The sequence below is a fragment of the Neobacillus thermocopriae genome (assembly GCF_010975035.1).
GTDB lineage: Bacteria > Bacillota > Bacilli > Bacillales > Cytobacillaceae > Neobacillus > Neobacillus thermocopriae.
Genome location: NZ_JAAIUV010000002.1, coordinates 82,789 through 98,019 on the forward strand (window position 1 = coordinate 82,789; position 15,231 = coordinate 98,019).

11 protein-coding genes are annotated in these 15,231 nt (G+C 38.6%); 10 read left to right on the forward strand and 1 reads right to left on the reverse strand.

Translation table 11 applies throughout. The features are described from left to right. Nucleotides 1-121: 121 nt before the first annotated feature. Genes G4Z05_RS01810 through pyrE form a run of 8 tightly spaced genes read left to right on the forward strand, consistent with a single transcriptional unit; the run spans nucleotide 122 to nucleotide 9,621 of the window. Nucleotides 122-1,063: an aspartate carbamoyltransferase catalytic subunit gene (locus G4Z05_RS01810; RefSeq protein ID WP_163250329.1), complete on the forward strand. Its 942-nt coding sequence runs from the start codon at nucleotides 122-124 to the stop codon at nucleotides 1,061-1,063. Beyond that, nucleotides 1,023-2,309 (forward strand): dihydroorotase, encoded by a 1,287-nt coding sequence (locus tag G4Z05_RS01815; RefSeq protein WP_163250201.1) that lies wholly within the window; start codon nucleotides 1,023-1,025, stop codon nucleotides 2,307-2,309. The genes G4Z05_RS01810 and G4Z05_RS01815 overlap by 41 nt, the downstream gene beginning before the upstream one ends. Further along, a complete protein-coding gene (locus G4Z05_RS01820; protein WP_163250202.1) occupies nucleotides 2,306-3,397 on the forward strand; it encodes a carbamoyl phosphate synthase small subunit in 1,092 nt (363 codons plus the stop codon). Before G4Z05_RS01815 ends, G4Z05_RS01820 begins: the two co-directional genes overlap by 4 nt. Continuing rightward, a complete protein-coding gene (gene carB, locus G4Z05_RS01825; RefSeq protein WP_163250203.1) occupies nucleotides 3,390-6,596 on the forward strand; it encodes a carbamoyl-phosphate synthase large subunit in 3,207 nt (1,068 codons plus the stop codon). The genes G4Z05_RS01820 and carB overlap by 8 nt, the downstream gene beginning before the upstream one ends. Then, nucleotides 6,593-7,366, forward strand: coding sequence for a dihydroorotate dehydrogenase electron transfer subunit (locus G4Z05_RS01830; protein ID WP_163250204.1), 774 nt, complete (start codon nucleotides 6,593-6,595; stop codon nucleotides 7,364-7,366). The genes carB and G4Z05_RS01830 overlap by 4 nt, the downstream gene beginning before the upstream one ends. Further along, complete coding sequence (locus G4Z05_RS01835; RefSeq protein ID WP_163250205.1) at nucleotides 7,363-8,304, forward strand: dihydroorotate dehydrogenase; 942 nt, start codon at nucleotides 7,363-7,365, stop codon at nucleotides 8,302-8,304. Before G4Z05_RS01830 ends, G4Z05_RS01835 begins: the two co-directional genes overlap by 4 nt. Continuing rightward, nucleotides 8,276-8,992 (forward strand): orotidine-5'-phosphate decarboxylase, encoded by a 717-nt coding sequence (gene pyrF / locus G4Z05_RS01840; protein ID WP_163250206.1) that lies wholly within the window; start codon nucleotides 8,276-8,278, stop codon nucleotides 8,990-8,992. Before G4Z05_RS01835 ends, pyrF begins: the two co-directional genes overlap by 29 nt. After that, nucleotides 8,989-9,621, forward strand: coding sequence for an orotate phosphoribosyltransferase (gene pyrE / locus G4Z05_RS01845; RefSeq protein WP_163250207.1), 633 nt, complete (start codon nucleotides 8,989-8,991; stop codon nucleotides 9,619-9,621). Before pyrF ends, pyrE begins: the two co-directional genes overlap by 4 nt. 42 nt (nucleotides 9,622-9,663) lie before the next feature. On the opposite strand, the gene G4Z05_RS01850 is transcribed toward pyrE, so the two are convergent. Further along, complete coding sequence (locus G4Z05_RS01850) at nucleotides 9,664-11,376, reverse strand: Rqc2 family fibronectin-binding protein (RefSeq protein ID WP_163250208.1); 1,713 nt, start codon at nucleotides 11,374-11,376, stop codon at nucleotides 9,664-9,666. Between the two features lie 192 nt (nucleotides 11,377-11,568). Here G4Z05_RS01850 and G4Z05_RS01855 point away from each other — a divergent pair, with 192 nt between their 5' ends. Next, nucleotides 11,569-14,247, forward strand: a complete 2,679-nt coding sequence (locus tag G4Z05_RS01855) for a calcium-translocating P-type ATPase, SERCA-type (protein ID WP_163250209.1) — start codon at nucleotides 11,569-11,571, stop codon at nucleotides 14,245-14,247. Nucleotides 14,248-14,332: 85 nt separating this feature from the next. Continuing rightward, nucleotides 14,333-15,208 (forward strand): YicC/YloC family endoribonuclease, encoded by an 876-nt coding sequence (locus G4Z05_RS01860; RefSeq protein WP_163250210.1) that lies wholly within the window; start codon nucleotides 14,333-14,335, stop codon nucleotides 15,206-15,208. Nucleotides 15,209-15,231 lie beyond the last annotated feature (23 nt).

A 15,231-nucleotide genomic window follows, 5' to 3' on the forward strand; every position in this document is an offset into this window, starting at 1 on the left:
GGTGTATAAATCGGATTGGCTTTGAATGAAGCCAAAAGCGGAGATTGGTAAGATTTGTTACACCCTGATCTTTTTGGATCAGGGTTTTTTTTATCCAAACGGAGAGGCGGGACAATAGATGTTGCAACACTTATTAACGACAAATGAGTTGAAAGTGGAAGAGATCTATCAAATTTTACAGGATGCTCAGCGTTTTGCAGATGGTATGACTTGGCGTCCAAATGGAAAGCTGTTTTCTGCCAACTTATTTTACGAAAATAGCACCAGGACGAAATGTAGTTTTGAAATAGCTGAGAGAAAATTAGGATTACATGTTATTCCTTTTGAAGTCCAAACTTCAAGTGTTCAAAAAGGGGAGACGCTCTACGATACGGTTAAAACCTTGGAAGCTATCGGTGTCCATACAATTGTTATCCGCCATAGTCAGGACCGTTATTTTGATGATTTGGTTGGAAAGGTTAACGTGCCAATTATTAATGGCGGTGATGGTTGTGGGCATCATCCAACACAATCCCTTCTTGATCTATTGACGATTTATCAAGAGTTTGGACGATTTAAAGGATTGAAAATCGCTATTATTGGCGACATAAGACATAGCAGGGTAGCTCGATCCAATGCAGATGCACTAACAAGATTAGGAGCAGAAGTAATGTTCTCAGGCCCTGAGGAATGGTTTGATAGCCATAGTCTACATTCCTCACGTTTTTTACCAATTGATTACGCTATACCTCAAGCAGATGTTGTCATGCTACTTCGAGTGCAGCATGAACGACATCAAAAGAAAGGAAGCTTTACGGCATCAGAATACCATCAAAAATTTGGTCTTACAATCGAAAGAGAAAAGAAAATGAAACCTGGAAGCATTATTATGCATCCTGCGCCAGTCAATCGAAACGTTGAAATTGCTGATAGTCTTGTAGAATGCAGCCGTTCAAGAATTTTTAAGCAAATGAAAAATGGTGTATTTGTCAGGATGGCTGTATTGAAGAGATCTTTAGAAAGTTTAAATGGAGGGTATATCAATGAAAATGCTTATTCAGAACGCCAATTACATAGCATCTAACGGTGAAAAAAAATATGCTGATATTTTAATAGAAAACGGAATGATTACAAAAATTGGTGACCAAATTGATTCAAGTGCAGATCGAAAAATTGATGCTAAAGGATTGCTTGTTTCACCTGGGTTTATCGACCTTCATGTCCATCTTCGTGAACCTGGTGGTGAGAAAAAAGAAACCATTGCTACTGGTACATTAGCAGCTGCAAGAGGAGGTTTTACTACCGTTGCTGCTATGCCGAATACAAGACCAGTACCTGACACCCAAGGGAACATGGAGGACTTGCAAAATAGAATAAATCAATCAGCAAAGGTTCGAGTATTACCGTATGCTTCCATTACGACTAGATTACTCGGTGAGGAATTAACGGACTTTGAAGCATTAAAAAAGGCAGGTGCATTCGCCTTTACAGATGATGGTGTTGGAGTGCAATCGGCTAATATGATGCTAGAAGCGATGAAGAGAGCAGCAGCACTTAACATGGCAATCGTTGCACATTGTGAAGATAATACTTTGATAAATAATGGTTGTGTTCATGAAGGATCTTTTGCGAGAATACATGGTTTAAACGGGATTCCTTCAGTATGTGAATCCACTCAAATAGCTAGGGATGTCCTATTAGCTGAAGCAGCCGGCTGTCATTATCATGTATGTCACGTAAGTACAAAAGAGTCAGTCAGAGTGATTAGAGATGCGAAACGAGCTGGTATTAAAGTTACTGCAGAAGTAACACCGCATCATTTGCTCTTAACTCAAGATGATATCCCGGGACTTGATGCGAATTATAAGATGAATCCGCCGCTTCGTGATGCTGCCGATAAGGCTGCTTTGATCGAGGGATTGCTGGATGGAACGATTGATTTTATTGCAACTGATCATGCACCCCATACGATGGAAGAAAAAAATGAAGGAATGCAATTAGCACCGTTTGGAATTGTCGGTCTAGAAACAGCATTTCCACTCCTTTATACAAACTTTGTTTTAACGAAAATGATCTCTTTGGAACAGTTAATCGCATTATTATCGAAGAAACCGGCAGAAAGTTTTTCTCTTCCATATGGTGAAATCAAAGTTGGAGCACCAGCCGATCTTGTTCTCTTAAACCTAAATGAGGAAAGAGAAATAAATCCAGATGAATTTTTATCAAAAGGAAAAAACACCCCATTTGCAGGCTGGAAGTGTAAAGGTTGGCCTGTGATGACAATTGCTGAAGGTCAAATAGTTTGGGAAAAAGGATGTGTGACAGCATGAAAGCTCAGTTAATTTTAGAAGATGGAACAATTTTTATTGGAGATGGTTTTGGAAGCCATATCGATACCATTGGTGAAGTCGTATTTAATACAGGTATGACAGGGTATCAAGAGATTCTTTCTGATCCTTCTTATTGTGGTCAAATTGTAATGTTAACATATCCATTAATAGGAAACTATGGGATTAATCGAGATGATTTTGAATCAATCAATCCATCAATCAAAGGAATGATTGTTAAAGAGGTTTCTGACTTCCCTTCTAACTGGCGAAGTGAATTTACCATCGATGAATATTTTAAAATGAAAAAAATTCCCGGTATTTCGGGAATTGATACTCGTAAATTGACAAGAATCATCCGACAATATGGAACATTAAAGGGAGCCATTTGCAGCATTAATAATGATCCGGATGATGTATTAAGAAAATTGAGGCAAACAAAACTACCGAACGATCAGGTACGAACAGTTTCAACGAAAAATCCGTATCCAAGCCCTGGTCGAGGTAATAGAATTGTTGTCGTTGACTTTGGAATGAAACATGGTATATTGCGCGAATTAAATAATCGAGGTTGTGATATCATCGTTGTTCCATATCATACAACTGCAGATGAAATCTTAAAACTACGTCCTGACGGAATCATGCTTACAAATGGACCGGGTGATCCAAAGGATGTTCCTGAAGGAATCCAAATGATTAAAGAAGTCCTTGGAATAATTCCGATATTTGGTATCTGCCTTGGACACCAACTATTTGCACTTGCATGCGGTGCTGACACGGTAAAGATGAAGTTTGGTCATCGTGGTTCAAATCACCCTGTTAAGGATTTAACAACAGGTAAGGTTCTTATTACTTCACAAAATCATGGCTATACAGTAGATCCAAAATCAATAAAAAATACTAGATTAGAGATTACTCATATTGCTCTTAATGATGGAAGCATTGAGGGATTAAAACATTTAGATTACCCAGCCTTTACAGTCCAATACCATCCGGAGGCATCCCCTGGTCCGGAAGATGCAAACTGCTTATTTGATCAATTTCTTGCAATGATAGAAGCAAACAAACGGGAGGTTACATCAAATGCCTAAACGTAAAGATATACACTCCATATTAGTTATTGGCTCTGGCCCAATTGTTATTGGGCAGGCGGCAGAATTTGATTATGCTGGTACACAAGCTTGTATCGCGTTGAAAGAAGAAGGATACCGGGTGATTCTAGTAAACTCTAACCCAGCAACTATTATGACAGATACGGAAATTGCGGATGCTGTTTATATCGAACCACTGACAGTAGAATTTGTCAGCCGAATTATTCGCAAGGAACGTCCAGACGCACTATTAGCTACTCTTGGAGGACAGACAGGTCTTAATCTTGCTGTGGAATTGGCAGAATTAGGTATACTTGAAGAATATGGTGTTGAAATACTCGGAACAAAGCTATCTGCCATTAAACAAGCAGAAGATCGCGAATTATTTAGAAGTTTAATGAATACGTTAAACGAACCGGTGCCAGAAAGCGAGATTGTCCATGAATTGGAAGAGGCAATAGCTTTTGTTGAGAAAATTGGTTTTCCAATTATTGTACGTCCTGCGTATACATTAGGAGGTACTGGTGGAGGTATATGCCACAATATGGAAGAACTTAAGGAAATTGTGACGAGCGGATTAAATAATAGTCCTGTTCATCAATGCTTGCTCGAAAAAAGCATAGCTGGCTATAAGGAAATTGAATATGAAGTCATGCGCGATGCGGGTGATAACGCAATTGTTGTATGTAATATGGAGAACATTGACCCGGTTGGTATCCATACAGGTGATTCTATTGTTGTAGCTCCTAGCCAGACGCTAAGTGATCGCGAATATCAAATGTTAAGAAATGTGTCATTAAAAATTATCCGTGCCCTCGGGATTGAAGGAGGTTGCAATGTTCAGCTAGCTTTAGATCCTAATAGCTTCAAATACTATATTATCGAAGTGAATCCAAGAGTAAGCCGTTCTTCAGCCCTAGCATCTAAAGCAACTGGCTATCCAATTGCCAAGCTTGCTGCCAAAATTGCAGTTGGCCTAACACTAGATGAAATGATGAATCCAGTAACTGGAAAAACATATGCCAGCTTTGAACCGGCACTTGATTATGTTGTGACAAAAATCCCAAGATGGCCATTTGATAAATTTGAATCTGGTAACCGTTCACTCGGTACACAAATGAAAGCAACAGGCGAAGTGATGGCGATTGGGCGAAATTTTGAGGAATCTTTATTAAAAGCTATTCGTTCATTGGAAGCAGGTGTTTATCATTTTGAATTAAATGATGCCTCTGAAATCGATGATGAATTACTTGAAAAGAGAATTCGAAAAGCTGGTGATGAACGACTCTTCTATATTGCGGAAGCCATTAAACGCGGGATTTCAATTGAAGTGATTCATGAGTGGAGTAAAATTGATCGTTTCTTCCTCAAAAAAATGGAGGGTATCATTGAATTAGAAGCTAAAATTTCCGAGAACCCATTTGATTCAGATATTTTGAGGGAAGCAAAACAAAAGGGATTCACAGATAAAAAGATTGCTGAACTATGGGGGAAGTGTGAATCAGAAATTTATAGTTTTAGAAAAATGAAGGGGATTATTCCTGTCTATAAAATGGTTGATACTTGTGCCGCCGAGTTTGAATCGGAAACACCTTATTACTATGGTACTTATGAAGAAGAAAATGAGTCGGTTATAACCGGTAAAGAGAGTGTCATTGTTCTAGGATCTGGTCCAATTCGCATTGGTCAAGGAATAGAGTTTGACTATGCTACTGTTCACTCGGTTAAAGCCATCAAAGAAGCAGGTTATGAAGCAATTATTATTAACAATAACCCTGAAACAGTTTCTACTGATTTTAGTATATCTGATAAACTCTACTTCGAACCGCTAACGATTGAAGATGTCATGCATATTATCGAATTAGAAAAACCTATCGGAGTGGTGGTTCAATTTGGTGGTCAGACGGCTATTAATCTTGCAGCAGGACTTGCAGAACATGGAGTGAGAATCCTAGGTACAAGTCTTGAAGATTTGGATCGAGCAGAAGACCGCGATAAATTTGAATATACATTAAATCAATTGGGTATCCCTCAGCCGCTTGGAAAGACAGCACTTTCTGTTGAGGAAGCTCTGAAGATTGCAAAGGAAATTGGTTATCCTGTCCTCATTCGTCCTTCTTATGTACTGGGCGGCCGAGCCATGGAGATTGTTTATCATGAAGATGAACTTCTTAGATATATGGAAAATGCGGTCAAGATTCATCCGGAACACCCTGTCCTAATTGATCGTTATCTTACAGGTAAAGAAATTGAAGTGGATGCAATATCGGATGGGAAAAATGTCTTGATCCCAGGGATTATGGAGCATATTGAACGTGCTGGTGTCCATTCGGGAGATTCTATTGCAGTCTACCCACCACAAACACTTTCTACAGAAATTAAACAAAAGATCGTTGAATATACAGAGAAATTAGCACTCGGTCTTAATATTGTTGGCCTTCTGAATATTCAATATGTGGTTGCAGACGGGGAAGTATTTGTATTAGAAGTAAATCCGCGTTCAAGCCGAACAGTGCCGTTTTTAAGTAAAATCACAAATATTCCAATGGCAAAACTTGCGACAAAAGCTATTCTTGGTATATCTCTTCCGGAACAAGGATATTCAACCGGAATTGTTCCTGAAAAGAATGGGGTCTTTGTAAAAGTACCTGTATTCTCATTCGCGAAATTAAGAAGTGTTGACATTTCACTCGGACCGGAAATGAAATCCACTGGCGAGGTAATGGGAAAAGATATCACTTTGGAAAAGGCTCTATATAAAGGCTTAATTGCTTCCGGAATGACCATACAAAAGTTTGGTACAGTCTTGTTCACTGTTGCAGATAAGGATAAAGCAGAAGCGTTAGAACTAGCTAAGAAATTTTCTTCAAATGGATATCGAATCATGGCGACAAAAGGAACCGCTGAAGTACTAAAAGCAGCAGGACTTCAAGTCAATGTTGTAGGAAAGATTGGTTCCGAAGGGACTACATTACTTGATGTGATCCATCGCGGTGAAGTGCAGTTAATCGTCAATACGTTAACCAAAGGGAAACAACCTCAGCGTGACGGTTTTAGAATCCGACGCGAAGCAGTTGAGAATGGGGTTCCATGTTTAACATCACTGGATACAGCTAATGCACTCTTAAAAATTATCGAATCGATGAATTTTTCTGTGGAAGCAATAGAGTCGGCGCATAGGGAGGCAGTTTTTGCATGATTACTAAAGAAATGTGCCAAATAGTCAGCCATAAAGAAATAGCGGCAGACATTTTTGAACTAACTGTTAAAGCCAATTTCGTAGGCCAAATAAAAGCGCCAGGGCAGTTTGTGCATATTCGGGTCTCGAATGGTTGGGACCCACTTTTACGAAGACCAATTAGTATTTCTTCTTTTGATAAAAAGAAAAACCAATTCACAATGATTTACAGAAAGGAAGGAAAGGGAACACAGCTTCTTTCCCAGCTAGATACCGGAGAGGTCGTTGATATTCTTGGGCCATTAGGAAATGGATTCCCAGTTGGTGAAGTGGATAAAGGACAAATTGCATTGCTAGTAGGGGGCGGAATTGGAGTGCCCCCCCTTTATGAACTCTCTAAACAGTTGACAGAAAAAGGTGTAATCGTAAAACATGTCTTCGGATTTCAATCTGAGTCTGATGTATTTTATGAAAAGGAATTTTCTAATTATGGAGAAACAATCGTAACGACAGTTGATGGTTCGTATGGTGTTAAGGGCTTAGTGACGGATGTTATAAAGAGTTTATCGTTTGATTGTATATTTACATGTGGTCCTACTCCAATGTTAAGAGCCATTAAGCAAGAGTATTCAAATAAAAAAGTCTTTCTATCAATAGAGGAACGGATGGGCTGTGGAATAGGTGCATGTTTTGCCTGTGTATGTAAAACTGGAAATGATCCTTCAGGAAATTCTTATAAAAAGATTTGTAGTGATGGACCTGTTTTCCGAGCTGAAGAGGTGTTAATATGAACCGTCTAAATGTAGAATTACCTGGTTTAAAGTTAAAAAATCCGATTATGCCAGCCTCAGGATGTTTCGGATTTGGTAGAGAATACAGCCAGTTGTATGATTTAAACCTTCTAGGTGCGATCATGATAAAAGCAACTACGGTAGAAACGCGATTTGGTAATCCTACCCCACGGGTAGCAGAGACACATGCAGGAATGTTAAATGCAATTGGTCTGCAAAATCCGGGTTTGGATAAAGTGATATCTGAGGAGTTGCCATGGCTATCACAATATAATGTTCCAATAATTGCCAATGTTGCTGGTTCAGTAGAAGAAGAATATGTCGAGGTAGCAAGAGAAATCTCCAAATCTCCTAATGTCCATGCCCTTGAATTAAATATTAGTTGTCCGAATGTAAAAACGGGAGGGATCGCTTTTGGGACGATTCCTGAGGTGGCTAAGCAATTAACCCGCAAAGTGAAGGAAGTTTCAGAGGTTCCGGTATATGTGAAGCTATCGCCAAATGTAACCAATATAGTAGAAATGGCTAAGGCTGTCGAAGCAGGAGGCGCTGATGGCTTATCGATGATTAATACATTAGTTGGTATGAAGATTGATATAAAAACTGGAAAACCTATCTTGGCCAATCGAACGGGAGGTCTTTCCGGTCCTGCAATTAAACCAATTGCTATTCGCATGATTTATGAAGTAAGCCAGGTGACTAACCTGCCTATCATAGGTATGGGTGGCATACAATCAGCAGAAGATGTCATTGAATTCTTTTACGCGGGAGCGAGTGCCGTTGCAGTAGGGACAGCAAATTTTGTAGATCCGTTTGTTTGTCCTTCCATTATTGAACAGTTGCCTGAACTATTGGAGAAATTAGGATTTGACCATATAAGTGAATGTACAGGAAGGAGCTGGAAACAAAATGGACAACTCGCTTATCATCGCTCTTGATTTTGCAAATAAAAAAGAGGTTGAACAATTCCTACAACCGTTTGGTGATAGGCAGCTTTTTGTAAAGGTTGGTATGGAGCTCTATTACCAGGAAGGTCCTTCTATTATTCATTTGTTAAAAGAAAAAGGCCATCGAATTTTTCTTGATTTAAAACTACATGACATTCCAAATACAGTAAAAAATGCCATGAAAGGACTTGCTCGCCTCGATTGTGATTTAGTTAATGTACATGCTGCAGGAGGAAAAGAAATGATGCAGGCAGCATTGGAAGGTTTGGAAGCAGGAACCTCTATGGGGCGAAAACGTCCTTATTGTATTGCCGTTACCCAGTTAACAAGCACATCTGAAGAGCAAATGAATAAAGAACAGTTGATTCCTGTAGGTCTTTTAGATTCTGTCGTCCATTACTCGGTGCTGACAAAAGAAGCTGGTTTGGATGGAGTGGTATGTTCGGCATGGGAAGCTGAAAGGATTCGTGAAAAAGTAGGCCAGCCATTTTTAACAGTTACACCGGGGATACGAATGAAAGAGGATCAAGCTGGTGATCAGAAGAGGATTGCCACTCCTAATTTTGCTAGAAATGCGGGGGTAAGTGCAATTGTTGTTGGGCGATCCATTACACGATCAGCTGATCCAGTTCAAACGTATCAAAAATGGATAGAAATATGGAAGGGAGTACATTCATGAAAAAGATCATTGCAGAAAAATTATTAGAGATAAATGCTGTTGCTTTACAGCCGAAAGAACCTTTTACTTGGACATCAGGTCTTCGTTCTCCTATTTATTGTGACAATCGATTGACTTTGTCATACCCAACCGTTCGAAGGGCAATAGCGCAAGGATTGCAAAAAGTAATAGTTGAAAACTATCCTAATGTTGAAGTAATAGCTGGGACAGCAACTGCAGGCATCCCTCATGCAGCTTGGGTAAGCGAATTAATGGATTTGCCTATGTGTTATGTTCGGTCAAAAGCAAAGGGCCATGGTAAAGGAAATCAAATTGAAGGCAAGGTAAATGGAGGACAAAAGGTTGTTGTTGTTGAAGATTTAATTTCAACCGGTGGAAGTGTAATAACAGCAGTCAAAGCTTTAAGGGATGCGGGTTGTGAAGTAATAGGTGTTGTATCCATATTTACATATGGCTTGGAAAGGGGAAAACAAGAATTTGCTAAAGAAGGAATTAAGAGTGTATCATTAACTGATTTTGCGACCCTTGTAGAAACAGCCATTGAAAAAGGATATATTAGTAAAAATGACCAAGAAAGTCTACTAGCCTGGAGTAAGAATCCAACTGAATGGAGCAGGCAGTACGAATAGTTGCATAGAAAAAAGCCCAAAGCCCCAAATAGTGGGGCTTCATTAATTTTTCTTTAATTTTAGTACGAGTTCTTCGTCAGGTGTAACATAAACAGTTTGCTGATGATCATAAATGACAAATCCAGGTTTTGCACCACTCGGTTTTTTTACATGCCGGACTTTGGTGAAATCAACAGGAACAGAGCTTGAATGTCTTGCCTTGCTAAAATATGCGGCAAGTTTTGCTGCTTCTAGTATTGTTTCCTCCGATGGATTTTTACTGCGTATTACAACATGGGAACCTGGTATATCTTTCGTATGAAGCCAAATTTCATCTCTTGCGGCTAGTTTGTTAGTTAAATAATCATTCTGCTTATTATTTTTCCCGACAATAATCTCAGTTCCATCTGAAGCTTGAAAGAAATCAAGCAAAGGTTTTGTGTTTTGAATCTTTCTTCCATTCCGCTTTTGCCGTTCTCGAAGATAGCCTCCCTCGATAAGCTCCTCCCGAATCTCTTGTAAATCTTTCGGAGAAGCCGTTTGTACCTGATGGAGTAGATTATCAAAATAAGCAACTTCTTCTTGAGCTTTTTTGATTTGTTCTAAGGTAATAGTTACTGCATTTTTAGCTTTTTGGTATTTAGAAAAATATTTCTGAGCATTTTCAGAAGGAGTCTTTCTCGGATCCAATGGGATTACAACCATACCACCGGCTTCATCATAATAGTCAAGTACTTCAATTTCCTTCATCCCTTTTTTTACTGCGAATAGGTTGGCCGTCAATAATTCTCCGTAATGTTTAAACTGATCTGCTTTTTCTGCTTCTTTTAATGTAGCCTCAAGCTTTTTGATCTTCTTTACATTTTTTTCTTTTTCATTAGTGATGAATCGTTCTATATCTTGACCTTGCTGTTTCACGCGGTCTCTCTCGGCTTTTTTGTAGTAAAAGCGGTCTAGCATGTCACTAAGTGAGGTGAATTCCTTCACTTCACCTTTTAGATGCTCCAGAGGAAACAAGTAAAAAGCTTCTTTTTCATCATTAGTTATTATGGACGGGGACAAATCACCCGTTTTAATTTTATTCACAAGGTTAATAAACGTTTTTGGTACCGTGGTCCGGTTCGCTAGACCACTTTGATATAGGACTTCCTTTGCAAAAATCGGTGAAACCCCTGCAAAATGATTAACTAACTGTTGATCCAACTTTCCAGCATTAAAATCAATGGATCGTAATACATCCTCTTCATTTGCCAAGAAAGGATTTTTTTTATTTTGTTCTGGAGGGAAGACATACTGTTGACCAGGGAGTATTGCCCTATGAGTGTTAACTGCAAAAGAAATATGTTTAATACTGTCTAAAATAAGATTTCGTGTTTTATCAATTAAAATGATGTTGCTATGTCGGCCCATAATTTCAATGATTAGCTGTTTGTAACTTACATCCCCAATTTCATTACGGCCCTTTATCTCAAAAATAATCATTCTGTCATTTCCGATTTGATAAAGATCTTCCAAAATAGAGCCTTCAATGTGTTTTCTAAGCAACATACAAAACATTGGAGGTTCACTAGGATTTTCAAAAGATTCATTAGTTAGTTGAACTCGGGCATAGCTTGGGTGAGCCGATAATAAGAGTTTGTGATTGGTTCCACCTGCACGAATGGTCAAAATGATCTCATTTTTATATGGCTGATAAACTTTATTAATTCGACCGCCTTTTAATTGTTGTTTAAGCTCATCCGCCATCGATTTAGTAAATAATCCGTCAAATGACATGGAAAACATCCTTTTCTTCCAACATATTTTTCATTTTAAGTATACTCTAGGTGTGAATTTTATGCAGAATTTTTACATCCACTTTATTATTTTATACCCCCATAAAAATGATAATAGCATTTTTTTGGACGACCCTGAATAAGCTTTCTTAGAGTATGTCTGAATGATTAAAGGGGGAAGTGAGATGGTCGGATGAAGTTCCATGAGATGGAGATTAAACAAGTTGAAAAGGCTCTAGAAACCGACTTTTCGAGTGGATTGACACAGGAAGAAGTAGAAAAACGAATAAAACAGCACGGATTAAATGAATTAGAGGAAGGTGAAAAACAGTCTGCCCTTCTCCTCTTTTTCAGTCAATTTAAAGATTTTATGGTTTTAGTTTTGCTAGCCGCCACATTGATATCCGGCTTGTTAGGAGAATATATTGATGCGATTGCTATCATAGCCATTGTTATTATTAATGGATTTCTTGGATTTTTCCAAGAACATCGTGCGGAAAAGTCACTTCAGGCATTGAAAGAATTGTCTGCTCCGCAAGTAACAGTTTTGCGTGAAGGACAATGGATGAAGATCCCTTCAAAGGAAATTGTCCTAGGCGATATATTGAAGTTTGCTAGTGGAGATCGAATTGGTGCTGATGTAAGGATTATTGAATCAAAAAGCTTAGAGGTTGAAGAATCGGCATTAACTGGTGAATCTGTGCCTGTTGCTAAACATACAGATCGTTTGACAATTCCTAATCCTGGGATTGGTGATATGGAAAATACTGCTTTTATGGGTACGATGGTTACTCGGGGAAGTGGTGTAGGTATTGTTATTGCAACAGGGATGAAAACAGCAATGGGTCAAATCGCTGGATTACTTCAAAGTGCTCAATCTCAGGAGACCCCACTACAGCGCCGCTTAGAGCAATTAGGGAAAATTTTAATTACCGTTGCCTTGTTGTTAACCGTATTAGTGGTTGTTGTCGGTGTATTGAACGGTCATGATATTTATACCATGTTTTTAGCTGGTGTTTCACTTGCAGTAGCTGCAATTCCGGAAGGACTCCCTGCCATAGTAACAGTGGCTCTTTCTCTAGGTGTTCAAAAAATGATTAAACAGAATGCCATTGTTCGTAAACTGCCTGCAGTTGAAACACTTGGTTGTGCTTCTGTTATTTGTTCTGACAAGACTGGAACGATGACACAAAACAAAATGACTGTTACACACCTTTGGAGCGGTGGTCAAACTTGGACTGTTGATGGAGTGGGATATGAGCCTCGGGGCGATTTTTACCGGAATAACCAAAAAGTACAATTAAGCGATGAAAAAGCTTTACAGCAAATGCTCATATTCGGGATGCTTTGTAATCATTCTGAGTTAAAACGCAAGGATGATGAATATATCCTAGATGGTGATCCAACGGAAGGGGCACTTTTAGTTAGTGCAATGAAGGCCGGTTTCCATCGTCCAAAACTTCTTGAAGATTTTACAATATTAAATGAATTTCCTTTCGATTCCGCTAGAAAAATGATGAGTATGCACGTTAAAGATAAGCACGGCCGGCATTTTATTGTTACAAAAGGAGCACCAGATGTTATTTTGGGCTTGAGTGAATCCATTCTATGGGATGGGAAAACTCGACTTTTAAATATGGAAACAAAATCGATGGTACAGAACGCAATCGATCATCTAGCTTCACAGGCTCTTCGTACGATTGCCATTGCTTATAAACCAATTTCAGCTAATACCATCATTTTAAGTGAGAAAGAAGCAGAAAGTAAATTAACCTTTATTGGTATTCAAGGGATGATTGATCCTCCAAGACCTGAGGTTCAAGATGCTGTGAGAGAGTGTAAGGAAGCTGGAATAAAAACAGTAATGATAACCGGGGACCACGTGATTACGGCTAAAGCTATTGCCGCTCAGCTAGGAATTCTCTCAAAAAATAGCAAAGTTCTAGATGGGAAGACTCTATCACAAATGACTGTAAAAGATTTAGAAAAAGTCGTCGAAGATGTATCTGTCTTTGCAAGGGTTTCACCTGAACATAAGTTGAAAATCGTTAAAGCCTTACAAAATAAAGGTCATATCGTAGCGATGACCGGAGATGGTGTCAATGATGCACCTGCAATCAAAGCGGCCGATATCGGTGTTGCCATGGGGATTACTGGGACAGATGTTGCAAAGGAAGCTTCATCACTTGTTTTATTGGATGATAATTTTGCAACGATTAAAGCTGCTATTAAAGAAGGAAGAAATATTTATGAAAATATTCGCAAGTTTGTTCGCTACCTATTGGCTTCTAACGTAGGAGAAATATTAGTAATGTTGTTTGCCATGATATTAAGCCTTCCATTGCCATTAGTTCCGATCCAAATACTTTGGGTAAATCTTGTCACAGATGGTCTGCCAGCAATGGCATTAGGATTGGACCGTCCGGAGGAAAATGTGATGAAACGCGGTCCGCGAAGTCCGAATGAAGGAGTTTTTTCCCGCGGTCTTGGTTGGAAGGTCATTTCACGAGGGTTCTTAATCGGACTTGTCACCTTACTTGCATTTATGCACATTTATCATAACGATCCTTCACAACTTCAATATGCTCAAACTGTTGCTTTTGCAACATTGGTGATGGCGCAATTGATTCATGTATTTGATTGCCGTAGTGAAAAATCGGTGTTATCAAGAAATCCATTTGGGAACCAATATCTTGTATGGGCAGTTATTTCGTCTTTATTAATGGTACTGGTTGTCATTTATTATCCACCACTTCAGCCTATTTTCCATACCCTCCCAATAGCTGCAAAAGACTGGTTATTGATTATTGGCTTGTCTTCTATACCAACTTTTTTACTGGCTGGCTCATTTTTATTAAGAAAAACAAAATAAATTGTGTTATAATCCAAAAGGTAATAGAATCCACTCTATTACCTTTTGGACTTTTATTATTCCAAGAATGGATGTGCTATAAGTTATGGTCATGAGTATGACAGGCTTTGGCAGGGGGAAAGCAGAATCTTCTTTCTTTACTGTTAATGTAGAGGTGAAAACAGTAAATCATCGATTTTGTGAAATTAATATTCGTATGCCAAGACAGCTGTTAAAAATAGAAGATAAAATAAAAAAGAAACTCAACGAGCATATCCGCAGAGGAAGAGCGGAAGTTTATATTAATATTGAAGGGGAAGGAGCCATTACCCGCAAACTTCATGTGGATTGGAATCTAATAGAGGATTATTTTCAATTCATTACAGAATTAAAAGAAAAATTTTCCATTAATGGTACCGTCACATTAGCGGATATATTAAACCGTCAGGATCTAATACATATTGAAGAGTGTGAATCAGGCAATGAAGAGCTAGAGGAATTGGTCATTACAGCTGTAAATGATGCTGTTCTCAAATTAGTTGAGATGCGGAAACTTGAAGGGGAAGTATTAAAAAAAGAATTGCTCGATATTATTGCTCGCGTAGAAACCCATTTAATGGAACTGCAAACCCATGCTCCGATGGTCGTGCAAATGTTTAAAGACCGGGTAATCAAAAGAATGCAAGAGTTTGTAAATGGACAGTTGGATGAAACGCGAATATTAACTGAGGTGGCTATCTTTTCTGAAAAAGCTGATATTAATGAAGAAATTACAAGGTTGAGAAGCCATATTGGGCAATTTATTCAAGCCTTAAATGAAAAGGATCCAATAGGTAGAAAACTTGACTTTCTTATTCAAGAAATGAATAGAGAAACCAATACAATTGGATCGAAAGCAAATGATTCTACGATTGCAAAAAAAGTAGTGGAAATTAAAAGCTTGCTTGAGAAACTGAAGGAACAGGTTCAAAATATAGAATAGTATTGGTTTAGAAAAGGGGACAC

Excerpts from the sequence above, each read along its gene's own strand:
- G4Z05_RS01815 (WP_163250201.1), top strand. The coding sequence starts at position 1,023 with ATGAAAATGCTTATTCAGAACGCCAATTACATAGCATCTAACGGTGAA.
- G4Z05_RS01820 (WP_163250202.1), top strand. The coding sequence starts at position 2,306 with ATGAAAGCTCAGTTAATTTTAGAAGATGGAACAATTTTTATTGGAGAT.
- carB (WP_163250203.1), top strand. The coding sequence starts at position 3,390 with ATGCCTAAACGTAAAGATATACACTCCATATTAGTTATTGGCTCTGGC.
- G4Z05_RS01830 (WP_163250204.1), top strand. The coding sequence starts at position 6,593 with ATGATTACTAAAGAAATGTGCCAAATAGTCAGCCATAAAGAAATAGCG.
- G4Z05_RS01835 (WP_163250205.1), top strand. The coding sequence starts at position 7,363 with ATGAACCGTCTAAATGTAGAATTACCTGGTTTAAAGTTAAAAAATCCG.
- pyrF (WP_163250206.1), top strand. The coding sequence starts at position 8,276 with ATGGACAACTCGCTTATCATCGCTCTTGATTTTGCAAATAAAAAAGAG.
- pyrE (WP_163250207.1), top strand. The coding sequence starts at position 8,989 with ATGAAAAAGATCATTGCAGAAAAATTATTAGAGATAAATGCTGTTGCT.
- G4Z05_RS01850 (WP_163250208.1), bottom strand. The coding sequence starts at position 11,376 with ATGTCATTTGACGGATTATTTACTAAATCGATGGCGGATGAGCTTAAA.
- G4Z05_RS01855 (WP_163250209.1), top strand. The coding sequence starts at position 11,569 with ATGAAGTTCCATGAGATGGAGATTAAACAAGTTGAAAAGGCTCTAGAA.
- G4Z05_RS01860 (WP_163250210.1), top strand. The coding sequence starts at position 14,333 with ATGGTCATGAGTATGACAGGCTTTGGCAGGGGGAAAGCAGAATCTTCT.